The organism is Deferribacter abyssi (genome assembly GCF_049472655.1).
In the GTDB taxonomy this organism is placed as follows: domain Bacteria; phylum Chrysiogenota; class Deferribacteres; order Deferribacterales; family Deferribacteraceae; genus Deferribacter; species Deferribacter abyssi.
Genome location: NZ_JAQNCS010000001.1, coordinates 36,770 through 60,478, shown reverse-complemented (window position 1 = coordinate 60,478; position 23,709 = coordinate 36,770). Strand labels below are relative to the sequence as shown.

Sequence of the window (23,709 nt, the reverse complement as noted above, 5' to 3'; positions counted from 1 at the left end):
TTAAATAAACGCCCAAATACCTATTTGATTAGTATAGTATAATTTAGTTCAATCAAAAATTAATTTTTCTCTTTTACTTCGGCTTCATATTTAGATGGACATTTTGCCAATAATGTTTTAGCTCTAAAGACATTATTTTTATCTAGTTTTCCTTCTACTATTACCCCTACTTCTTCTTTGAATGCATCAGGTACAATACCCTTATAAACAACTTTTAACTTAGCGCCAGAATCATCTACCAAATTGAACTCTAAATATTTTTCGATAGCCTTTTTAATTACAGAACCTGACTCAACGAGACCACTAACTCTCAATCCTTTACCATAATACTGTGAAGGGTTTTTCATTAATTCACTGACTTCAAGGTAATAAACACCAGTATCTTTAAAGCTAGTTAAGATAAGATAACTAATTACAGCCAATATTATTAAACCTGGGATAATAATTTTTAAGCTTTTTTTCATATAACCCTCTCTTGACTTTGTCTTTCTTTTTTATATAGTAGATGTTCTAAAAAAGAAAAGGTTTTTTTAAATGGAAAAAATAAATTTTTTAACAGCATTTATTGCAGGAGTGCTTTCTTTTTTATCTCCATGTGTTTTACCATTGATCCCAGGATATATGTCATTCATATCAGGTGAAAGCATTGAATCTTTGACAAATAATGAAAAAATGTCTCCCAGAGTAAAAGCTATAATTGGTGCTATATTTTTTGGACTCGGGTTTACTATTGTTTTTATGATTTTAGGTGCCAGTGCAACTTCAGTAGGTAAACTAATAAATAATAATAGAGCTATTTTAGAAAAAGTTGCAGGCTTAGTTGTAATTGTATTAGGTTTACATCTTTTAGGTGTTATCAAAATTAAAAAGCTTCTAAATCAAAAAAAATGGAATTACCAGAAAAAAAATTACCCCTTCTTTATTGAAGCATTTTTGCTAGGCGTTGCATTCGTTTTTGGATGGACACCATGTATTGGTCCCATATTAGCCGGTATTCTAGCTCTAGCTTCACAAGAACATACCGTAACTCAAGGGATAATTTTACTTTTTGTTTATTCTCTGGGATTATGGATACCGTTCTTATTAGCAGCTATTGCATTAGGTTTTGTACTGTCAGCCATGAAAAAAGCAAGTAAACTACTCGTAATCATAGAAAAGATATCAGGAGTACTTTTGGTTTTTATTGGTATACTCATTCTTTCTGGCTCTATGACAACTATGATAACATTTATGTTAAAAATCTTTCCTTTTCTAAATAATCTTAATTTCTAAAAAACTCTGAAACTGAGATTATTTTATATCTACCATGTAACGATAATTAGCCAAATCTACCAGTAATATAATCTTCTGTCATTTTCTCTTTAGGATTCGTAAAAATTACTGAAGTCTCATCAAATTCAATAAGTTCACCCATATACATAAAGGCAGTATAATCTGACACTCTTGCTGCTTGCTGCATATTGTGAGTTACAATCATTATGGTCACCATCTCTTTTAATGAATGAACTAGCTCCTCAATCCTAGATGTGGCAATGGGGTCAAGCGCACTTGTTGGCTCATCAAACAAAAGAACTTCAGGTTCTACCGCAAGTGCTCTAGCAATACAAAGTCTTTGCTGTTGTCCACCAGACATGCCACTTGCAGTGCTATCTAACCTGTCTTTTACCTCATCCCATAAAGCTGCATCTTTTAGTGCCTTCTCAACTCTATCTTTTAATTCATTTTTATTTTTTATCCCTTTCAATTTTAAACCATAGGCTACATTTTCAAATATTGACATAGGAAAAGGAGTTGGTTTTTGAAAAACCATCCCTATCTTACTTCGCAACTCTATCGTATCAATTTCATTTGACAAAATATTTCTCCCACCAAAAAATATTTCCCCTTCATACCTGTTTGCACGATACAAATCATGCATTCTATTAAAACACCTTAAATAAGTGGTCTTACCGCAACCAGATGGACCAATTAAGGCAGTAACTTTATTCTTTTTGATATCCATATTGATATTTTTTAAAACTTGAACATTTCCATAATAAAAGTTTAGGTTCTTTACACTAATGATTATATCATTCACTTTCTATATCTCCATTTAATTAGTAGTCTCCCAATAATTGTCACAATTAAAATTGCAAATGTAATTATAAAAGATGCAGCCCAAGCAATTTTATGCCAATCATCATATGGCCCCATAGCATACTGAAATATAGTCACCGTAAGGGAGGGCATAGGTTCATTCAGGTTTGTTGTAAAAAAAGAGTTATTAAAAGATGTGAAAAGTAACGGCGCCGCTTCACCTGCCACTCTTGCAATGGCAAGCAGTACACCTGTTAAAATACCTGTAGCAGCACCCCTATAAACAACATTCATTATAACTTTATAGTAAGGAGCACCAAGAGCAAAAGCAGCTTCTCTCAACTCATCAGGAATTAATTTAAGCATATCTTCTGTGGTTCTCACTACAATTGGAAGCATTATTATGGCAAGGGCAACACCACCAGCCCAACCATTGAAATGCCCAAGAGGACGCACCATAATAGCATAAACAAATGTCCCAACCACAATGGCAGGAATACTGATCATTATATCAGCAAGTGTACTGATAAAATGAGCAATTCTTTTATTTCTACCATACTCCGCGAGATATGTCCCTCCCAAAATCCCAAGAGGAACTCCTATAACGACAGCCACCATTACAATCAAAATCTGCCCCACAAAAGCATTCCTTAATCCACCACCCTCTATACCTGGTGGGGCTGGATCTTCCAAAAAAAGTTCTGGTCTAATATACTGAACCCCTTCTCTCAAAAGATCAAAAAGAATAAATACTAACCAAAATAACCCTACTAAAGCACTCAAAAATGCAATAGATAAAGCAATAAAATTTTTTATTTTCCTTCTTTTTATATTATTATTCTGCACTACTTCTCCTTAGCATATACTTTGCAATAGCTAAAATAAAGAAGCTTAGAACAAAAAGAATTAAAGCAAGATAAAATAATGATGATAGGTATAGATCTGTATCAGCTTCTGTGAATTCATTAGCAAGTGTTACCGTGATGGTAGCTGCAGCATCCAAAAGAGACGATGGAATTTTATGATTGTTTCCAAGAACAAAAGCAACTGCCATTGTTTCCCCTAAGGCTCTACCCATTGCTATAACAATACTACCATATATTCCATACTTCGCATGTGGTAGCATAATATCCTTTATAACTTCCCATTTTGTAGCTCCCATACCATAAGCTGATTCTTTTAATACTACCGGCGTCAGATTAAGTGTGTCCCTCGTGATACTTGCAATAAAAGGTATAAGCATAATACTCAATACCAAACTTGCGGTAAGAATATCAATTCCTAAAGGGGTACCTCTAAAAAGTACATTTAAAAAAGGTATCGGAGCAAAAACCTTTTGCAAAAAAGGTTCAATATAATTCCCCATAATTGGGGCAACAGTAAACAAACCCCACATTCCGTAGATAATACTTGGTATTGAAGCAAGCATTTCAATTGTGGTACCAAAAGCTCCTTTTAAAAAATCAGGACAAAGTTCTACAAGAAATATAGCAATACCTATTGCAACAGGTACTGCCATTAGAAGAGCTATCAAAGTAACAATTACAGTCCCTGAAAGCATTGTTGCTGAACCAAAAATTTCTCGAACAGGATCCCAAGTAGTAGATGTAAGAAATTTGATAACTCCAAAATTGCCAATGGCTTGCCTTGATTCAAAAACTAGAGATATAAATATTCCAAAAACTATTAGAAAAAGTGTAATTGTACCTAAAAAAGTTGTTAGTTTAAAAAAATTATCATAAAAATTTTTTTTGTTTTCCATACAAACCTTTTTTATCAAACTTAGCAAAAAAACTATTGAATTATTTTAAAGAAAATTTAAAATTTTTGTAAAATTTTTGTAAAAAATTTCACAAGTGTTAGTTATAGATACTCCGAAAACCATCAATAAAATTAAAGGAGAGGGGGCTGGCCCCCCAATGATCTATTTTAAAATCCTCTTCAATATTACTAATAAATCCCTATCTCTCTCCAATAATCTCTGATACTATTTTTTAAATTTTCAGGTAAAGGTACATATATGAGCTTTTTTGCCACCTCATCACCATTTTTGAATGCCCAGTCGTAAAATTGCACCACCTTTTTATTCGATTCTTTTTTTTCTTTAGCAAGAAGAATGAAAGATGCACCAGCAATTGGCCAAGATTTTTTACCAGGAGCATCCACAAGCCATAGATAGTACCCCTTATTTTTATCCCAATTTGCAAAAGCAGCTGCCGCTTTAAAGGATTCAAAAGATGGTTCAACAAAGTTACCCTCTTTATTTTCCAACAACACATAACTTAACTTATTATTTTTTGCGTAGGCAAATTCAACATAACCTATAGAATTTTTTATTCTTTTCACATAGTTTGCCACACCTTCATTTCCTTTGCCTCCAATACCAACTGGCCACCTTACTGATTTACCATCTCCAACCCTTTCCTTCCACTCACTTGAAACACTTGAAAGAAATTTAGTAAAAATAGCCGTAGTACCAGAACCATCTGACCGGTGCACTACAGTTATACCTGTATCTGGCAATTTTAATGTTGGGTTCAATTTTTGGATTTCAGGTGCATTCCATTTTTTGATTTTCCCAAGAAAAATATTGGCAAGAACTTCTCTAGAAATTCTCAATTGACCTGATTTTACACCTTTAACATTTACTATAGGTACAACCCCACCAATAATTGCAGGAAACTGATACAGCTTGTACTCCTCTAATTTTTTCGGAGTCAATGGAGCATCACTGGCGCCAAAATCTACAGTTCTACTTTTAATTTGCCTTACCCCACCACCTGAACCTATGGATTGGTAGTTTAGTTTAACTCCTGTTGTTTTATAGTACATGTAAGCCCAAGCACTATATACAGGATATGGAAAGGTAGCTCCTGCACCATTAATTATTTTTCCACCTGCAACAGCAAAAGATACCATAAACATAAAGCTTAAAACAGTTAAAAACAGCTTCTTAAACATATTTGACCCCCTTATTTTATCGTCAATACCGATTTAAACATTCATTGTTAGAAAAATTGTAACTTTTTGTAAAAAATTTGTAAAATATGATTTATTTTTTTGTTAGTTTTATTATCTTATGCTTCATGTTCTTACCTGTAACGAAAGAAGAGCTAAAAAAACTAGGCTGGAAAAATCTTGATATAATATTTGTCACTGGTGATGCATACATTGACTCACCATATATTGGAGTAGCACTTTTGGGAAAATTGCTTGTTAAAAACGGATTCAAAGTGGGAATAATCTCTCAACCAAACTTAAAATCACCCCATGATATATTAAGACTTGGTTTACCAAGGCTTTTCTGGGGAGTTACTGCAGGAAGTATTGATTCAATGGTGGCAAATTATACTCCTTTGAAAAAAAGAAGAAAAACGGATGATTTCACACCAGGTGGCAAAAATAATAAAAGGCCTGACAGAGCAACTATTAGGTATGTAAATCTTATTAAACAGTATGATAAAACCAAAAAACCTATTATTATCGGTGGTATAGAAGCAAGCTTAAGAAGAATAGCTCACTATGATTACTGGGATGATAAAATCAGGCGTTCTATATTACTTGATTCTAAAGCAGATATTTTAGTATATGGAATGGGAGAAAAAACGATCTTAGAGCTTGCAAAACGATTTGACAAACAAGAGGACTATAAAGATGTAAGAGGTATCTGCTATTTATCCAATAAACATCCTCATAATTTTACAAAATTACCCTCTTTTGAACAAGTGATAAAAAATATAAACGATCTTATTGAAATGATGAAACTATTTTATGATAATCAAGATCCAATTAATGCAAATGGCTTATTCCAACAATATGGCAACAGATTTTTAATTCACAATCCCCCCCAATGGCTACCAAGTGAAAATGAATTAGATTCTTATTATGAGCTCGATTTTGAATATGATGTTCACCCTTATCTTAAAAAAAATGGTGAAGTCAAAGCCATTCATACAATAAAAAACTCCATCACTATAAATAGATGCTGCTTTGGTGAGTGTAACTTCTGTGCAATTGCAATTCATCAAGGCACAAGAGTAATAAGTCGTAGCATACCATCAATCATAAAAGAAGTAGAACAATTAAAAAGAACTCCCTTCTTTAAAGGGATTATAAGTGATTTGGGTGGCCCTACTTCAAATATATATGGATACGAATGTGACAAAAAACAAAAATTTGGCAAATGTAAGAATAAAAGATGTATATTCCCCAATGTTTGTAGCAGAATGACTGTTTCACACAAAAAATTAATAACCTTAATGCGCAAAGTAAGAGAAATAAACGGTATAAAAAAAGTCTTTATACAGTCAGGTCTTAGATATGACCTGATTTTAAAGGATAAACTTTTTGGCGACAAATATCTCGATGAGCTAATCAAATATCATATTTCAGGCCAACTAAAAATTGCTCCTGAACATCTTGATAACGATATTTTAACTCTTATGGGTAAACCTTCAAACAATACACTTAAAGATTTTGTTAAAAAATTTTATGCAAAAAATAAAAAATTCAGGAAAAAACAGTTTTTAACATACTATTTTATCGTTGCACATCCTGGATGCTCTTTAGTAAAAACAAAAAAGCTTAAAAATGAGCTTATAAATACAATAAAAACAATTCCAGAACAGATTCAAATTTTTACACCTTTACCTCTCACATGGTCATCTATAATGTATTATACTGGAAAAAACCCATTCACAGGAGAAACACTCTATGTTGAAAAAGATTTGAAAAAGAAAGCACAACAAAAAAATTACCTTTTAATAGGCAAACAAAAACATAAAAAAAATCACCTTTCAACATAAATTAAACTTCAAATCTTCACTAAAAAACAAGTATGTTGACAATATGGGGTTACTTTGTTAATACATCAGCTAATTTAAAACTGGGGTGAAATTATGAAAAGCTTAAGTATTAATGATCTCAAAGAACTAGAGAAACTATCAAATCTTTGCAGAGGTGATATTCTAAAAATGACCACCCTAGCAGGTAGTGGGCATCCTGGTGGTTCAATGTCATCTATAGATATGTATCTTACAGTTTATAAAATGGCTAATATATCCCCTAGTAATTACAAATCACTGGACAGAGATAGAATTGTAATTTCTCATGGCCACACATCCCCTGGAGTCTATTCCGTACTTGGTAGAAATGGTTTTTTTAATATTGACGAAGCAATAGCTTATTTTAGATTAGCAGGTAGCATCTTTGAAGGACACATTGAAAGGATGATTCCTGGGGTAGAGTGGACAACAGGTAACCTAGGGCAAGGTTTATCAGCTGCCTGTGGAATGGCTCTTGCCGCAAAATATTTTAACTATAACTACAATGTGTACTGCTTTATGGGGGATGGAGAGCAGCAAAAAGGACAAATTTCAGAGGCTAGAAGATTCGCAATAAAATATAGAATTAACAATCTCATTGCTTTTGTTGACTACAATAAACTTCAAATAAGCGGAAAAATTACTGATGTTATGCCCCAAAACATTAAAGATGAGTATATTGCAGATGGATGGGCCGTTTTGGAAATCGATGGGCATAATTTTGAAGAAATCTCAAATGCAATACTCGAAGCAAATAAAATCGAAAGACCCGTACTTATTTTGGCTCATACCATAATGGGCAAAGGCGTTTCTTTTATGGAAAATAAAGAGGTATATCACGGAAAAGCTTTGTCAGAAGAACAATTAGACCAAGCTCTAAAAGAGCTTGGTATTGAAAATGATTTAGAAAAGTATAAAAAGATGCGTGCAAATTTCTCATTTGATGAAACAAAACACGAAATATCCAGATATGAAATAAAACTAGATTTAGGAACGCCTAAAACATACGGAGTAGATATTAAAACCGATAATAGAAGTGCTTTTGGCGCTGCTATTATTGACCTTGTTCATTTAAACAGTCTAAAAAATGATTCAAATCCTATTTTAGTGTTTGATTGTGACCTTGCAGGCTCAGTAAAAACTGATAAGGTAGCTAATGAATTTAAAGAATTCTTCTATGAGGCCGGAATTCAAGAACACCATACAGCCACATGTGCAGGTGCTGCCAGTGTCAATGGTATGGTATCTTTTTTTGCTGATTTTGGTGTATTTGGAATTGATGAAACCTATAATCAACAAAGACTGAACGATATAAATGATACTAACCTAAAAGTTATAACAACTCACGTAGGAATAGATGTAGGTGAAGATGGTAAAACACATCAGTGTATCGACTATATTGGAGTGATGAGAAATTTATATAGTTTCAAAGTAATATTACCGGCTGATCCAAATCAAACAGATAGGGCAGTAAGATACGCCGCAAGCAAATATGGAAACTTTCTCATTTCTATGGGAAGATCAAAAACTACAATTATATCTGACGAAAACGGAAATCCATTTTTTGGTGAAAATTATATCTTCGAATACGGTAAAATAGATATAATAAGAAAAGGTGAAATTCCTCTTTTAAGTTTTGGCTCAATGCTACAAAGAGGCTTAAAGGTAGTAGAAATTTTAAAAAAAGATGGAATAAATCTTGCTCTTCTTAATGTATCATGTCCATTCCATCTTGACGAAAAAATATTGTTAAAATTCAAAGATTCAAAAGTATGGTTTACTTATGAAGATCATAATGTAAACAGTGGGCTAGGTGCTATTATTGCAGATTTTATCGCTTCAAAAGGACTAGGAATAAAACTTGTAAAATTTGGAGTAAAAAATTATTCCTACTCTGGAAAACCAGATCAGATATTTGACTTAATAGGTTTATCACCTGATACTATCGCTGCCGATATAAGATCTTACCTTTAGAAAGAAAAAGGGTATCCCCCTTTTTCTTTCATTATATCTCAATTACCTCTTTATGGTTATCCTTTAAAAAATCCTACCAAAAGTTATATAAAAAGCTTGCGATTTTTTATTACTAAAAAAATAATTATTAGCATAACTCAACTTTAAAGGGCCGATAGGTGTCCTCAATTCAAAACTTATTCCTAAATCCTTATATCTAAAAATCTTATTGTAGTCATCACCTGCATTACCAGACTCAAAGAACAAACCTATTAATACATTTTTTCTAATTAATTTGTTAAATGCTATTTCATTATAAAAATAATTCTTTCCTCCAAAGACCTTGCCTGTTGAATCTTCTTCTCCAATATCATCAACACCATACCCTCTCATCATCTGTGGACCACCAAGCGTAAAACGATAACTTAATGGTATTGAGCTATCATTACCAAACAGTTTACCACTTTTAACCGCCATAGAAAATAAATATTTTTCTTTAAATAAGGATTTAAATAAAGTACAGCCTACATTTATTTCGTAAAAAAATAATTTTTGCAGATTTCTATATATATTACCATTAAAACTAAGCGCATAACCATTTAACGGATTTATGATCAAATCCAAATTTTTAAAAGTAATACTCCCCCTTAATCCTACAATATTTTTCTTTGTTTCAACCTTATTTTTAAGTGTTAAATCATAGTCAAAATTATATTCTTTTAAATCATCAAACATAAAAGTAGTAGAAAGAGTTTTATTGATATAGCTTTTAGATAATTGAACAAAAACTTTTTTCGAGTTAACTTTAAAGTGTTTTTCTTTTTTATATCTGTAAATAAACCCTAGCTCATCGTATATATCTTCTCCTAGATAATTATAACCCAATAAGCTCAGATTTCCTTTTACTTCATCTTTAGATTTAAAAAACACTAAGTTAAGATTATGATTAGCAAAATCAAATCTCCTATATCCTATATAAGCATTTAATCCATTCACAGAGGTAAAACCAAAACCACCATAAACCTGGTTTTTATAGTCAACCTTATTATATATTGCTATTAAAGCTTCTCCATTATTTACAGGAACAACGGTAACAGAGCTTGCACTATAAAAACCAACTTTTTTCAGATAACTTCTTACCTTATCGATTTTGTACTTTGTAATTTTTTTGTCTTTTCTAAAATATCTTTTTATTGCTAATTTATAAACAGCTTCACTATCATAATAAATTAAATTTTTTAACTTATAATTCCTTAAATCACCAATAAAATACAAATTTACATTATCACCATCTACCTCATATTTCTCAAAATTTATATATCTGAAAAAATATCTATTATTATATTGCTTTATTAACTCACTTTTTATTCGATCAATATCACTAAACTTAACTGACTTAAACCTTAAGTAAATTTTTTCATTATTTAAAAATATATTTCCAATATTGCATTGTTTACCAAGATTGATATCAACATATAATTCATAATTTCTAATATCATCTTTAGCATAAGCACTCTCAATTTTTGGATTACAATAACCTTCACTAAATGCGATTTTTTTTAAAAGAGATGTTAATTTTTTTTTATCCAAATCAAACATATTAGTTTTAAGATAGTTATTTATTTCTGCTTCAACTTTATTGTTTTTAGGAGTAAGTTTAAGTCTGATATTAATATGCTTAAAATATTTATTAAAAAAAACAGATATTAAAATTGTGTTATTTTTTAGTTCAACTTCTACATTACCGTTCTCATAACCAAACGATTTTAACAAATTAGCACTTTTTTCTTTAAAAAAACCAACATAAAAACTGTTTATACGTTCAACACTTTTAACAAAAAGTTTTTTAATTTCTTCTTGAATTTTCCTATCAACAACTCCTTTAACTACAATATTATACTTTTCCCCTGTATCTACAGTAATTTTTAACTTAACTATCTTATGATAAAAAGGCAACACAGATATTATGCTACTAATAAACTTATCTTTGTTAAAAAAAGGATAATTGTATTTTACATACTCTAAATTATATTTTATTTTTGCGTCAAAATAGCCGTTTTCTCTCAACTTTTCTTTAACTTTACTTAGTATTTCATGAAGTCTTTTCGTAGAAAAGATCTTGAAAGGAATAATTTTATATTTAAAAGGAACATTGACTAATTCTACACCACTAATTATATACAAATCACCTTCTTTGATATAAATAAGACATTTATTGTCTTTTAAAGTAAAATCAACCTTTACATCAATATAACCATTATCTTCATAAAATTTTTCAATTCTTTTTACTACAGACTGAACTTCATCTTCTACTACTTCCTTTTTTTTAATTAACGCAACCCTTAAAAGGGTACTATCTAAATAGACATAGTTTCCTTTTAAAATAACTTTATATTTTTTTTGAATAGTATTTTTAACAGAACAATCCTTAGTTAGTACCACATTTTCAAGTTTAAAAATACTCTTGATTTCATCAGCAATATGGTATCCATACTTTTGGCATAAGTTCATTAAGTCACTATTTTCAAAAGCAAAAAGATTTGAAATACTAAAAACTAGTAAAAAAAGTAATACCCGCACCCGAACCCTCTTTACTAGAATAAGTCACATTAAACTTTAACCAATCAAACAACAAATATTCTCCCAGTACAACCCCCTCTCCTTTTCCTTCTGTTTCCACTAAATATTTTATCTCCAACCTATCAGAAAACCTGCGACCCACTTTAAAATAATCTCTCATTTCTGTGCCAGAAACTGATGTTTCTTCTAACCCAATTCTGTTTATTCCAAGCAGTTTTTCTGTATATCTTGTTAGCTCTTTTAATAATGATCCAGTAAAAAAAGATGATATTACATTTTTTGATTGAGTTCTGCTTTTATTGAATATATTTTCTCTACTATTTGGGTTTAAATCCTCAATTTCTACCGTATAATCAGGTAAATAACCATATATTTTAATAGTTAAATAATTAAAGCTACCAGTTCCAATTGCTTTGGTATAAAAATATGGTGGTTTATCTCCATCTATTTTCAAATAGCCTTCTTCTACAAAAAATTTTTCACCGGCAATTTTTAAATAAGATTCAACCGACTTAATTACTCCTGTTACATTTAACTGATCTTTTTTATACACCACATTCAATTTAACATAAGCATTCCCATCAACAAAATCATCCATAAGTTTAATAGGTTTTACACTTAATATATGCATATCAAAATCAAATGGAAAATTAACTTTTTCAGATGTACTTGAAACAGTTTTTATTTTTTTATAATTAAATATACCTTTTGTAATAAAAAGATCACCAGTAACTACATTTTTACCTACCTTTTTAGTGATATTAATATTTAAAATACCAGAAAATCCATCTTTAGAAATAAATACATTTTCACCAGTTAAAATTATTTTATATTGGCTTATTTGATATAAATCTTTGGAAAAAAGAGAAAACCTAATATAAGTATCAAGTTTCTTACCTATTAAACTCGCTCTTATCCTTTTACGATTAATGTTCAAATTAAAAGATATAACATTTACTTTCAAATTAAGCTCGGGAATATTTACAAAACCTTTACCAGAAACATCAGCAAATACATCAGTATCACTATAATTACCTTTTATTAAAATTTCACCCTCCCCTTTTATAACAACAAAATTTTTAAAATTAATTTTCCAAGGAACCAATTTTAAAGTAAAATTCTTAGGAGAAAAATAACCCTCCTTAATTTTCAGGTTTTTAAAATAATCACTAGATAAACTACCACCTTTTAAAATCAAAAACTCATCTCTGTAATTACCATGTAAATCAATCAATTCAATTGTATTATTTTTATAATAAATTAGTGATTTTGATGAAATAAAACTAAAGTTTTTCATATCTTCTGACTTTACATAAACAAAAGAACTAATTTTAGTATCTTTTTCTAATTTATAATTATTTATGGCAATTATACCTTTAAGAATCTTTAAATTTGTTATATCAAAATCAGCTCTTATTTTTTTATCGAAAAGTTTAACCTTCATACTTCTAAAATTTCCAGACACTTTCATTTTAAGATTACCCAATTTTGGGTGTATAATATTACCGCTTGCCATCACAAATGGGTTCAAAAGATTTCCTTCAACCCTTACACGCAACCCTTCAATTTCAAATAATTTATATGTATATTTAAATTTTCTGTCGTTTATATTAAAATTTATTTTTCTTTGATAAAAATCAATATAGCCTGGATTTTTATATTCCTTATTTTTAAAAGCTAAACTATCAATGTTTAACCTTTTATTCTCGTAACTAAAATCAATCTTCAGTGATTTAAAGCCATTCACTTTATTTAATCCACCTCTAACAAAAACTTTAGAATCAGCTATTTGAATACCAACTTCACCACTAACAGGTAAATTTATATTGCTTTTAACACCAAAATAACCAAGCACTTTATTAAAAGGCAAATTATAAATTGTTACTTTATATTTATTAAACTTCTTCTTGAGCTGACCAATTACAGAAATCTTTCCTTCTTCAGCATCCCCTAAAATTTTAAAGTCAAAAAAACCTTTATCTAGCTTGAAATCTCCATAATAATTGCTAATATTCAAATTATGATACTTCAATGGTGCCAATCCTTTAAAAGTACCTTTTGCAAAAAAACCCTCATTATTTAGTTCTATCTCTAAAGAAATGTTAATATTATGAGATAAATTAAGTAACTTTATTAATTCCTTGTTATCTTTTACCACTCCATTAAGAATCAGCTTTAAAGATTTATTCTCATAACTCCCAACCCCTTTTAATTTTGTACTATTACTTTGTATTTGTATTTTTTTTATAAAAATATCCGAGCTAGCTACTTGAATCTCAATATGTACTTGATAGTTTTCAGCACCTATTATTTCAAACTTGATAGAACCTTTCTTTTTCGACAAATTATAATTATAGCTTGCATCTTTTATAATAAATTTTCTCTGTTTATCTTTATAGATAACTAGTGGGCTATTAAATCTCCAATTCCCCTTTAAACTCTTCAAATCAGTTTTACCAAAAGCTGTTATGTCAAAATTTTTATAGTGGAATTTTTCTATTTCATATTTTAGGTTATCCAAAGTACCCTTAAAAACCCCTTTTATTTGAACTGGTTCACTCGAATAGTAAAGCCTATCTGTAACTACTTCAGCTCTAATTGAACCACTTCTTATATTTCCAGTTATTTTTGCGTCACCTTTTAAATTTATATTAACAAGTTTCAAGAAATTTGTACCGAGCTTTAATTGAAACTTAGCTTCATACCCTTTTTGTCCAAAATATCCATTAAATTTTCCATCTATATCAATACCTTGAACTGTAGCACTATGAATCACTAATTTATGCTTAAATAATTTTCCTATTAGTTTTAAATTTAAATTATTTACTTTTAACTTCCTATCAAAAACAGAAAAGTTCTTTACAACTATTTGAAAACTTTTATTATTTTGAACATTAATATTCTCAACAACAACACTATCTTCCAGCCTCTTAATAATAAAATTTTCAATAGTTAAATCTTTTATGATATAAAAAGGTAATGAATCATCAAATAAAAATTTAACATTAGATTCTCGATTCTTATTACCTTTGTTTTCATATATAAAATCTTTGAAAAAAAGACTAATAAAAGGCTTTCTCGAAAAAAAAGATCTTAAGTTTATCTCACAACGACCTTCTTTGAAAAGTATCAAGCCATCAGCATTTTTTATAGAAACATTATCAACCTCAAAGTATATAGGCAAAAATACTCTCTTAACTTTTCCAATATGAATTGATATTTTATTTTCAAACGATTTTAGTATATAAAAGTTTAAAAGTTGAGCAGAAAATATATTCAAAAGCATCAAAATAATAAAAAAAAACAAAGTTATTACAAGAAAAAAGTGTACAAATTTAAGAAAAAATTTTTTTAACATCTATCTGCCATTATATTTTTTAATATATTTCATTAGTCCATTAAATATACCTTCAGCAATCTCCTCTCTATACCTTTTTGTGGCAAATTTTCTTGCTTCTTTTTTATTACTTAAGAACCCAGTTTCTATAAGAATTGATGGCATTTTAGCGCCAACAAGAACATAAAAAGGTGCTTGCTTTACACCTAAACTGTTCTCTTTGAGATGAAGAACTAAACTATTTTGAACACTTTTTGCAAGTATCAATGATTCTTCAAGTTTTGAGTTTAAAATAATATCTTTTAAAATTCCTTGAAGATCGGATAGGGATTTCTCTGTAGCCTGATTTTCAAAAGCTGCTACCTCTAACGCCGACTTATCTTTTGTTACATTTAAGACATATGTTTCCACACCTTTTGCTCTTCGGTTTCTACTGGCATTGACATGTATTGATACAAAAATATCAGCTCTTTTCTTGTTTGCATAGGCGGTTCTTTCTTCAAGAGGAATAAAAACATCTCGATCTCTTGTCATTAGTACTTTTAGTTTTGTATTTTTCTTTAACAACTTTCTCAAATGAAGCCCAACATCCAAAACAATATCTTTCTCCTTTAATCCATAATAGTTACACCCAGGATCCTTGCCACCATGTCCAGGATCAATAACAATAGTTTTTATCTTTAAGCCAAAAACTGATGCTAACGTATCAGAATAATTAGCTCTATTATTGGAATTTTTTTTCTTACTAAATTGAGTAGATTTTTTTACTTCACCTGTAATATCTATTACAATTCTCGCTGGATTTACTAATTGAAATACTGAAAACTCTTTAACTGAAATAGTATCAAGAACTACTCTTGTAACGCCATCTTTAAATTTTCCCCATCTAATCCTACTAATCAATCCATTTTTAACATTAATAACCTCAGGTATATTTCCCTCAACATTAGAATTATAAATATCTACAAATAGTCTTGGAGGCAAGTTAAGCTTTTCGTTTTTCTTTAACCAGTGTTTTTCAAATTTTGCAGGGCTACTCAAATCTACAACAATTCTTGTGTAATCTTTATTACTCCAATATCTTATCCCCTTAATCACAATACTCTTAGAATTCTTTTTAATATAACCTGTTTTTCTAACACTGCTTTTTATTTTCTTAGGTTTTGTTGCACTCTTAATCTTTGCCAATAATCTTTTCGCATCTTTTATCTTAGAACTTCCTGGATATTTAGCCTTTAACTTCTTAATCATATACTTTGCACTAACATAATCCTTTTTTAAATAGTAAATATAAGCTGCTTTGTAGTATGCATCTGCAGCCCATCTTGATTTATAGTTTGCTGCTAAAAGTCGGAAATATTTAAGAGCATTACTCAGGTCATTTTTATTTCTAAACCTAGAATAACTTTTCATATATGTTTTTGCACATAAATAAAGAGCATCATCAGCCAAGGAAGAGCGCGGTGCCTTTGCATAAATTTTATAAAATTTTTCAGCCGTTAAAATATATGACTGTCTAGAAACTTTTCTTGATTTTTCTATATACAATAAATCTTTTTTTGCAGAGTTATACTCATCTATCAAACTTGCAAATATATTAATACTAAAAAACAGAATTATTACTACTATAAAAAAGTTACACCTATACATGTAATTTTTCACTTAAATACTTCCCCGTATAAGATTCTTTACATAAACAGCACTCCTCAGGTGTCCCTTGAAACACAATCCTACCACCTCTTTCTCCTCCTTCAGGTCCCAAATCAATTATGTAATCAGCACATTTAATAACATCTAAGTTATGCTCAATTATTATAACGCTATTTCCATTGTCTACAAGCCTATAAAATATATTTATCAATTTCTTTATATCATCCATATGAAGTCCAGTGGTTGGCTCATCGAATAAATATAGTGTTTTACCTGTCATTCGCTTCATAAGCTCTTTTGCAAGCTTAATCCTTTGAGCTTCACCTCCAGATAATGTAGTAGCTGGTTGCCCTAGTTTAATGTATCCAAGTCCTACATCTTTCAAAATTTCAAGTTTATTTTTAAGTTTCGGTATATTTTCAAAAAACTCATATGCTTGGTTAACTGTCATATCAAGAACTTCTGCAATATTTTTACCTTTATATCTAATATCAAGAGTATCTCTGTTGTATCTCAAACCATGACAAACATCACACTTTACATACATATCTGGCAGAAAGTGCATTTCTATTTTTATATACCCTTCTCCCTGACAATTTTCACATCTACCACCTTTTACATTAAAGCTGAATCTTCCCATTTTATATCCCCGTTTCTTAGCATCAACAGTCAAAGCAAAAATTTCTCTGATATCTGTAAACACCCCAGTATAGGTAGCTGGATTTGATCTTGGAGTTTTACCAATGGGACTCTGATCAATATCTATTACTTTGTCAATGTGTTCTATACCTATAAGTTCTTCACAATTATCTTTTCTTACACTCTGTCCTCTTAGTTTTCTTAAGACAGAGTCATACAAAACATCAATCACCAATGAAGATTTACCTGAGCCACTAACACCAGTTACACAAACAATTTTACCAAGAGGTATTTCTATATCTATATTCTTTAGATTATGCCTTTTAGCACCAATAATTTTAAGTTTCTTGCCATTTCCTTTTCTCCTACTATCAGGAACTTCAATCTTTAATCTTCCTGATAAATAGTTACCAGTCAAAGAATGTTTATCTTTAACTAAATCTTTCGGTGTTCCACAAAAAACAACTTCACCACCCTTTCTGCCAGCATACGGTCCCATATCTATTACCCAGTCAGCTTCTTTTATAGTATCTTCATCATGTTCAACAACTAATACAGTATTACCTATATCTCTTAACCCTTTTAGAGTATTTATCAATCTATCATTATCCCTTTGATGCAAACCTATACTTGGTTCATCAAGAACATATAAAACTCCCGTTAATCCTGCTCCAATTTGAGTAGCTAGCCTTATTCGTTGAGATTCACCACCACTCAAAGTTCCTGCTTTTCTATTCAGAGTTATATAATCAAGTCCTACATCCAGTAAAAACTTAAGCCTTCTTTTAATTTCTCTTAAAATCTTATCAGCAACAGAGGCTTTAAACCCTTCAAATTTTAATTTATTTACAAAATCAAATAATTCTTCAATAGTCATAGATGAAATCTCAGCAATATTCCTATTTCCCACTTTTATAGATAAAGACTCTTTTTTTAATCTAGTCCCACTACATGCTTCACAAGGCATCTCTGACATGAACTGTTTTACAAAATCTACATCACTTTTTATTCCAGAATAAAGTTTTTCTTTTAAATATCCAATTACACCACCAAACCTTTTTTTATAAAAAACCTTCTTTTCACCTTTAAAAGTAAATAATTCTAAAGGCTCAATTACTCCATGAAAAATAATTTTTTTCTCTTCATCTGTTAACATTTTAAAAGGTTTATTCAAATCTATGTCATATTTTTTACTTAGTGCAATCAATGTATTATAAAAATAAAAATCATCCAGCTTTTCCCAAGGCTTGATTGCCCCTTCTCTTATAGATTTATCTTTATCAGGAACAATCAAATCTAAGTCAAAAACCATTTTTTCTCCAATTCCATCACAAACCTGGCATGCCCCATAAGGATTATTAAAAGAAAAAATTCTAGGCTCAATTTCAGCAAAACTCACATTGCAGTCTGGACAAGAAAAATGCTCACTATAAAGTGTTTCAATCTCTTCATTTCTTACTTTTACAAGCCCTTCAGAAAGTCTTAAAGCTACTTCAACAGAATCCGTAATTCTCCGTTTAATATCTTCCTTAATTTTAATCCTATCTACTACTACAGATATTTCATGTTTAACATTTTTATTTAACTCAATATCATCCTCAAATCTTACTAATACACCATCCACATAACCTCTTATAAATCCATCTTTCAAAAGTTTTTTAAAAAGTTGTTTATATTCTCCTTTTTTACCCCTAATTATAGGTGCAAGAATTTCAATCTTACTTCCCATCGGAGATTTCAAAATATTATCCACAATTTGTTGAACAGAATATTTTTGTATAAGTTTTCCACAGGAAGGACAAAAAACATCCCCAACTCTTGCATAAAGTAATCTGAAATAATCATAAATCTCAGTTACAGTTCCTACTGTAGACCTTGGATTACTACTTATTGTTTTTTGTTCAATACATATTGATGGAGATAAAAACTCTATAGAGTCCACATCCGGTTTTTCCATCAACTCCAAAAACTGTCTTGCATAAGCTGACAAAGACTCTACATAACGTCTTTGCCCCTCAGCATAAAGAGTATCAATGGCTAGGGAAGACTTACCCGAACCACTCACACCTGTAATCACAACAAGTTTGTTTTTTGGTATATCTACATCAATATTTTTTAGATTGTGTTGCCTAGCTCCTCTTACTAAGATATGATCAATCATCAGTTTCATTAAGCCCTTCTAAACTCACCCATCCTACTTGATTGTAATTTGGTTCTAAAAAAAATAAACCATTTTTGATCTCTTCAATAACTTTTGTTGATGCATTGTAAATTTGTATGTTAATACCAGAGTGTATAATACCTTTCACCCTTACTTTAGCTTTTTCGTTATATATATTGTTTTTCAACATTTGTATATTTTTTTTAATTCCTTCAATTTTGATTATAATATTTTTTCTAAGTTCCAGCATCTGTTTTACTTTTTTATTTTTATATACATTTTCATCTTTTAAGTTCAGTTGTTTTATAGTTTCATCGATTTTCTCTAAATTCTGAACATATTTTTCAAGCTCTTTTTCAAGCTTTCTCAACCTTTTTAAAGAAAATGGATTCACACCCACAACAATATTAAATTTTTCACTCCCTTTAGCTCCTAACTCATTACATTCTATCCCCCCATATGACTCCACCTCACCACCAGCTATCTGTCCTTTCCCATTTACAGCAGTAATTTTTCCACCAGCTCTCGCAATACAATTAAGCATATAGTTATTAATTATGATATCGCCTTCAGCATAAAGTTTTGTATTTTCTGCAAAATTGACAATAATATTTTTTTTAGCATAAATTATATTTCTTAATTTACCTTTAATTCCTGTTTTCACATAAATATCTTCATCAGCAATGAGTTCTGCATCTTCACAGACACCATCTATTAAAATGCTTTTAGATGCTCTAATTTTAAAATCACCTAAAACATCTCCTAATACATGTACAATTCCAATAAAATCTATATTTCCTGTTTCATAATTTACTTCTTTTACAGTATAAACTGGATACACTGCTATTTTATTGTTTTCAAAAACTACATAACCATCAACGTTAGCTACATATTTCCGTCCATTGTCTATAACATCTACTCCTTCAATTATTGTAATCTCAAAATCCTTCCCCTCTTTGGCAGGAATCACAGCCCCTTTAACTGTCATTCCGGGAACACCCTTTGTAGGTAATGTTTTTGTCAGTAATAATTCCCCTTTTTTGACATTAACAATATTACTAGTTTCTTTAAAATTTACATTTCCATCAAAATCGTTATTTTTAGTATCTAACTTTTCTTTAAATTTCACAATAATTCGTGCATCCTTCCCATGAATTGGTTTTATTCCTTTTGAAACTATTACATTTTTCATTATGTAATTCATCTGGAAAAGATCATAGGCTTCTCTTAATCTATCCATATTAATTTCTTTAACACCCTCTGCCGTAATAGCATTTATTATACTATCAATGTCCAAACTTTTTCCATTTACTGCTGGATACAACGAAATTTTAAGAATTAAATCATTTTCTAAAAACTTTAACTCTAACTTCGCATCGATTGTTTTTTCCGTGGAAATTTCAGCTTCTAGAAAATCTCCACTCTCATAAATAATAAATTCACTTGCATCAAGTTGATACTTATTCTTCAATATTTCAATAAATACATTTTTTTCATCTTTTTTAAGAAAGTAGAGCTTCATCAAATAACCGGAATTTTAATAATAAACTTTGTATATTCACCTTCCCTTGAATCAACCAGAATTTCACCATTATGTGCTTTAACAATCTCTTTTGCTACTGCTAATCCTAATCCTGTCCCTTTAAGTTTACCTGAAGTAAAAAAAGGATCAAATATCTTTTCTATGTTATCTTCTTTAATACCTACTCCGTTATCATATACCTCAAAGGTTATAAACTTATTACTCTTTTTTACATTAATCCTTATAATCCCCTCTCCATATAATGCTTCCACAGAATTATTAATCAGATTCATAAAAACTCTAAACAATTTTTCTTTATCAATCATAATTTCTTCATCAAAATCACAATTAATTTCAAATTTTATATTCAGAAACTTAATCATAATCTTTGTATGTTTTTCAATTAAATCAAGGAAATCAGATAGCTTTACACGTTCTTTATTAAGTAAAATGCTGTTTCTTGAAAAGTCTAATATATCCAGTGTTAGTCCATATATAATTTTTAACTCAGTTATTACTGAATCAACATATTCCCTGATTGCCTTATTATTAGATATCTCAATTTCTAATAATTCTATATAACCTTGAACTATATTTAAAAGATTTTTTATGTCATGTGCAATTGAGGCTGTAAACTTACCTATCAGCTTTAATTTTTCACTCCTTTTTTCTTCTTCATATAACCTAAATCTTTCTACTGCCAATGCACATTGGGATGCAATATATTTACCAATTTTGACATCATCCTCTGTGAAAAAATCATTTTCTTTATCTGTAACATTTAATACACCAATGACTTTTTCACTAGTTTTAAGCGGAATACACATATATGATTTTGCAGAGTATCCTAACTCTTTTTTGATATCTTTAGCAAAATTAACTACTATTTCTTTACCAGTTGCTACTACCTTACCACTAAGCCCTTCCCCTATTTTAATGTAAATATTGCTAAAGTCAAAATTTAACCCTACAGCTGCAACAATTTTCAATTTATCTTTTTCAATAAGCATAACTGAAACTCTTTTAGCTTTCAAATAGGTTTTCGCTAAATCAATAATATTTTGCAGCAAATTATCAATATTTTTGGTTTTATTCATAAATTCTGCTATTTCAACTAAAATATCCAACAAATCTTTTTTAACCATTATTCAAATACCTTTAAAATATCATATTGCATATTTCTTTGGGCAGGTATAAATCCAGCCCTTTTGATATTATATACCATATCCTCTAAACTTATCCTATAGGAGGCACCACAGGCAGCCACAACATTTTCTTCAATCATTAAACTACCAAAGTCATTCCCTCCAAAATAAAGCCCTATCTGACCAATTTTAGGTCCCTGAGTTACCCAGGATACTTGAATGTTTTTTATATTATCAAGGTATATTCTTGAAAGTGCTAGCACTTTTAAATATTCATAAGCTGTAACATGTTCACCACCCAACTCCGTGTTATCAGGCTGAAAAGGCCAAGGAATAAATGCTGTAAATCCACCAGTTTTATCTTGTAATTCTCTTATTTTATCTAAATGTTCCAAAATATAATCTATATTATCACCTTTTTTAAACATCATAGTTGCAGTAGTTTTCAATCCTAATTTATGAGCAATTTCCATAACTTTTAACCACAGCTCAGAGTTAATTTTATTCGGACTAATCCTTAGTCTCTCTCTATCCACCAAAAGCTCAGCTCCACCACCTGGAATTGAGTCAAGACCTGCTTTAATAAGCCTCTCAAGAGTTTTTTCTATAGTTAAGCCAGACATTTTAGATATATGAATAATTTCTGGTGGTGAAAAACCATGAATCCATATATTTTGGTCTTTTATAAACATCAACATATCTTCATAAAACTCTATACCAAGATCTGGGTGTAATCCACCCTGTAATAAAATTTGTGTACCACCAAGTTGCTTTGTTTCTTCTATTTTTCTTTTTAATGTTTCTTTATCTAACACATAAGCATCTTTATCATCTTTATTTCGGTAAAATGCACAAAATTTACATTTACATACACAAATATTTGTGTAATTTATGTTTCTATCAATAACAAATGTTACAATCCCTTCTGGATGTATTTCTTTTCTAATATCATTAGCAATATTACCAATTTCTAATAAATCAGAATTCATAAACAGTTTTATCGCTTCAGTTTTTGATATCCTAGTAACTGTTTTATAGCTCATACTCTTCATTTACCTCCAGAATAATAGGCTCTACATCACACCCTTTGCATTTATCCTTAAACTCTTCAATATCAGTAGAAATTGTATCCCAAGTATCATAATGTACTGGTATTACTTTCTTAACATTTAAAATTTTAGTAGCATGTATCGCTTCTTCTATATCCATTGTAAAATTACCCCCTACAGGAAGTACTGCAATTTCTGGCTTTAATATTTCACCAATCAGTTCCATATCTTTAAATAGTGCTGTATCTCCAGCAACATATATGATCTTACTATCTATGTTTATTACAAATCCAGCAGAATTACCTGCATAAATAATTCTTTCATTCTCTATGATTGACGAAGAATGAACAGCAGGCACCATCTTAACCCAACCAAACTCAAAGTATTTTTTCCCTCCAATATTCATTGGGATTATTTCACTGATTCCTTTACTTTGTAAATATGCTGTAATCTCAAAAATTGCTAATACTGGAACTTTTTTCTCTTTTGCCAAAAGAATAGCATCTCCAAGATGATCAGGATGACCATGTGTTATCAGAATGTAATTAATAGCAAGTTCATTTATATCAATTTTTGCTTTTGGATTTTCTTTTAAATATGGATCTATGAGTAACCGTTTTGACCCTTGAATTAAGACTGCAGCATGCCCCAGCCATTTTATCTTTACCACATCTACCTCCTTTTATTAACAATTATATCTAAATATATAATCTACATCAAGGAATAATGTATTCTAACAATTTCGTTCTTCACAAAAAATATCTTGCAGCTCTT

16 protein-coding genes are annotated in these 23,709 nt (G+C 30.0%); 3 read left to right on the top strand and 13 right to left on the bottom strand.

Annotation, left to right across the window (positions count from 1 at the left end):
• Positions 1-59: 59 nt before the first annotated feature.
• Positions 60-464, bottom strand: a complete 405-nt coding sequence (locus tag OWK30_RS00235; protein WP_423322405.1) for a cytochrome c maturation protein CcmE — start codon at positions 462-464, stop codon at positions 60-62.
• A gap of 70 nt (positions 465-534) precedes the next feature.
• Here OWK30_RS00235 and OWK30_RS00230 point away from each other — a divergent pair, with 70 nt between their 5' ends.
• Positions 535-1,272 (top strand): cytochrome c biogenesis CcdA family protein, encoded by a 738-nt coding sequence (locus tag OWK30_RS00230; RefSeq protein ID WP_423322403.1) that lies wholly within the window; start codon positions 535-537, stop codon positions 1,270-1,272.
• A gap of 46 nt (positions 1,273-1,318) precedes the next feature.
• Here OWK30_RS00230 and pstB read toward each other — a convergent pair whose 3' ends face one another.
• From pstB to pstS, 4 genes are all read right to left on the bottom strand, one after another.
• Positions 1,319-2,077 carry a phosphate ABC transporter ATP-binding protein PstB gene (gene pstB, locus OWK30_RS00225; RefSeq protein WP_423322401.1) on the bottom strand — a complete coding sequence of 253 codons (759 nt, stop codon included), beginning with the start codon at positions 2,075-2,077 and terminating at the stop codon, positions 1,319-1,321.
• The gene (gene pstA, locus OWK30_RS00220; RefSeq protein WP_423322399.1) at positions 2,074-2,922 is read right to left on the bottom strand and encodes a phosphate ABC transporter permease PstA; all 849 of its coding nucleotides are present in this window, start codon (positions 2,920-2,922) and stop codon (positions 2,074-2,076) included. The genes pstB and pstA overlap by 4 nt, the downstream gene beginning before the upstream one ends.
• A complete protein-coding gene (pstC, locus tag OWK30_RS00215) occupies positions 2,912-3,838 on the bottom strand; it encodes a phosphate ABC transporter permease subunit PstC (RefSeq protein WP_423322397.1) in 927 nt (308 codons plus the stop codon). Before pstC ends, pstA begins: the two co-directional genes overlap by 11 nt.
• 188 nt (positions 3,839-4,026) lie before the next feature.
• Entirely contained in the window at positions 4,027-5,037 is a 1,011-nt protein-coding gene (gene pstS / locus OWK30_RS00210) for a phosphate ABC transporter substrate-binding protein PstS (RefSeq protein ID WP_423322395.1), read from the bottom strand.
• Between the two features lie 125 nt (positions 5,038-5,162).
• Between pstS and OWK30_RS00205 the strand changes: the two genes are divergently transcribed.
• On the top strand, positions 5,163-6,881 hold the full coding sequence (locus tag OWK30_RS00205) for a YgiQ family radical SAM protein (protein WP_423322393.1): 1,719 nt from the start codon (positions 5,163-5,165) through the stop codon (positions 6,879-6,881).
• A 93-nt stretch (positions 6,882-6,974) separates the two neighbouring features.
• The gene (locus OWK30_RS00200; protein WP_423322391.1) at positions 6,975-8,873 is read left to right on the top strand and encodes a transketolase; all 1,899 of its coding nucleotides are present in this window, start codon (positions 6,975-6,977) and stop codon (positions 8,871-8,873) included.
• 63 nt (positions 8,874-8,936) lie between these two features.
• On the opposite strand, the gene OWK30_RS00195 is transcribed toward OWK30_RS00200, so the two are convergent.
• The 8 genes from OWK30_RS00195 to OWK30_RS00160 all read right to left on the bottom strand — a co-directional run bounded on the left by OWK30_RS00195 (position 8,937) and on the right by OWK30_RS00160 (position 23,605).
• Entirely contained in the window at positions 8,937-11,432 is a 2,496-nt protein-coding gene (locus OWK30_RS00195) for a BamA/TamA family outer membrane protein (RefSeq protein WP_423322389.1), read from the bottom strand.
• A complete protein-coding gene (locus OWK30_RS00190; protein ID WP_423322387.1) occupies positions 11,401-14,718 on the bottom strand; it encodes a translocation/assembly module TamB domain-containing protein in 3,318 nt (1,105 codons plus the stop codon). Before OWK30_RS00190 ends, OWK30_RS00195 begins: the two co-directional genes overlap by 32 nt.
• A 72-nt stretch (positions 14,719-14,790) precedes the next feature.
• The gene (locus tag OWK30_RS00185) at positions 14,791-16,431 is read right to left on the bottom strand and encodes an N-acetylmuramoyl-L-alanine amidase (RefSeq protein ID WP_423322385.1); all 1,641 of its coding nucleotides are present in this window, start codon (positions 16,429-16,431) and stop codon (positions 14,791-14,793) included.
• Positions 16,412-19,219, bottom strand: a complete 2,808-nt coding sequence (gene uvrA, locus OWK30_RS00180; protein WP_423322722.1) for an excinuclease ABC subunit UvrA — start codon at positions 19,217-19,219, stop codon at positions 16,412-16,414. Before uvrA ends, OWK30_RS00185 begins: the two co-directional genes overlap by 20 nt.
• On the bottom strand, positions 19,212-20,741 hold the full coding sequence (locus OWK30_RS00175) for a DUF342 domain-containing protein (RefSeq protein WP_423322383.1): 1,530 nt from the start codon (positions 20,739-20,741) through the stop codon (positions 19,212-19,214). The genes uvrA and OWK30_RS00175 overlap by 8 nt, the downstream gene beginning before the upstream one ends.
• Positions 20,741-21,886 carry a GAF domain-containing sensor histidine kinase gene (locus OWK30_RS00170; RefSeq protein ID WP_423322381.1) on the bottom strand — a complete coding sequence of 382 codons (1,146 nt, stop codon included), beginning with the start codon at positions 21,884-21,886 and terminating at the stop codon, positions 20,741-20,743. The genes OWK30_RS00175 and OWK30_RS00170 overlap by 1 nt, the downstream gene beginning before the upstream one ends.
• A complete protein-coding gene (gene mqnC / locus OWK30_RS00165; RefSeq protein ID WP_423322379.1) occupies positions 21,886-22,929 on the bottom strand; it encodes a cyclic dehypoxanthinyl futalosine synthase in 1,044 nt (347 codons plus the stop codon). Before mqnC ends, OWK30_RS00170 begins: the two co-directional genes overlap by 1 nt.
• Positions 22,919-23,605: a metal-dependent hydrolase gene (locus tag OWK30_RS00160; protein ID WP_423322377.1), complete on the bottom strand. Its 687-nt coding sequence runs from the start codon at positions 23,603-23,605 to the stop codon at positions 22,919-22,921. The genes mqnC and OWK30_RS00160 overlap by 11 nt, the downstream gene beginning before the upstream one ends.
• Positions 23,606-23,709 lie beyond the last annotated feature (104 nt).

Coding starts and splice junctions, on each gene's coding strand:
- pstC (WP_423322397.1), bottom strand. CDS start 3,838: ATGGAAAACAAAAAAAATTTTTATGATAATTTTTTTAAACTAACAACT.
- OWK30_RS00170 (WP_423322381.1), bottom strand. CDS start 21,886: ATGGTTAAAAAAGATTTGTTGGATATTTTAGTTGAAATAGCAGAATTT.
- uvrA (WP_423322722.1), bottom strand. CDS start 19,219: ATGATTGATCATATCTTAGTAAGAGGAGCTAGGCAACACAATCTAAAA.
- OWK30_RS00175 (WP_423322383.1), bottom strand. CDS start 20,741: ATGAAGCTCTACTTTCTTAAAAAAGATGAAAAAAATGTATTTATTGAA.
- OWK30_RS00230 (WP_423322403.1), top strand. CDS start 535: ATGGAAAAAATAAATTTTTTAACAGCATTTATTGCAGGAGTGCTTTCT.
- OWK30_RS00190 (WP_423322387.1), bottom strand. CDS start 14,718: ATGCTTTTGAATATATTTTCTGCTCAACTTTTAAACTTTTATATACTA.
- mqnC (WP_423322379.1), bottom strand. CDS start 22,929: ATGAGCTATAAAACAGTTACTAGGATATCAAAAACTGAAGCGATAAAA.
- pstS (WP_423322395.1), bottom strand. CDS start 5,037: ATGTTTAAGAAGCTGTTTTTAACTGTTTTAAGCTTTATGTTTATGGTA.
- OWK30_RS00235 (WP_423322405.1), bottom strand. CDS start 464: ATGAAAAAAAGCTTAAAAATTATTATCCCAGGTTTAATAATATTGGCT.
- OWK30_RS00200 (WP_423322391.1), top strand. CDS start 6,975: ATGAAAAGCTTAAGTATTAATGATCTCAAAGAACTAGAGAAACTATCA.
- OWK30_RS00205 (WP_423322393.1), top strand. CDS start 5,163: ATGTTCTTACCTGTAACGAAAGAAGAGCTAAAAAAACTAGGCTGGAAA.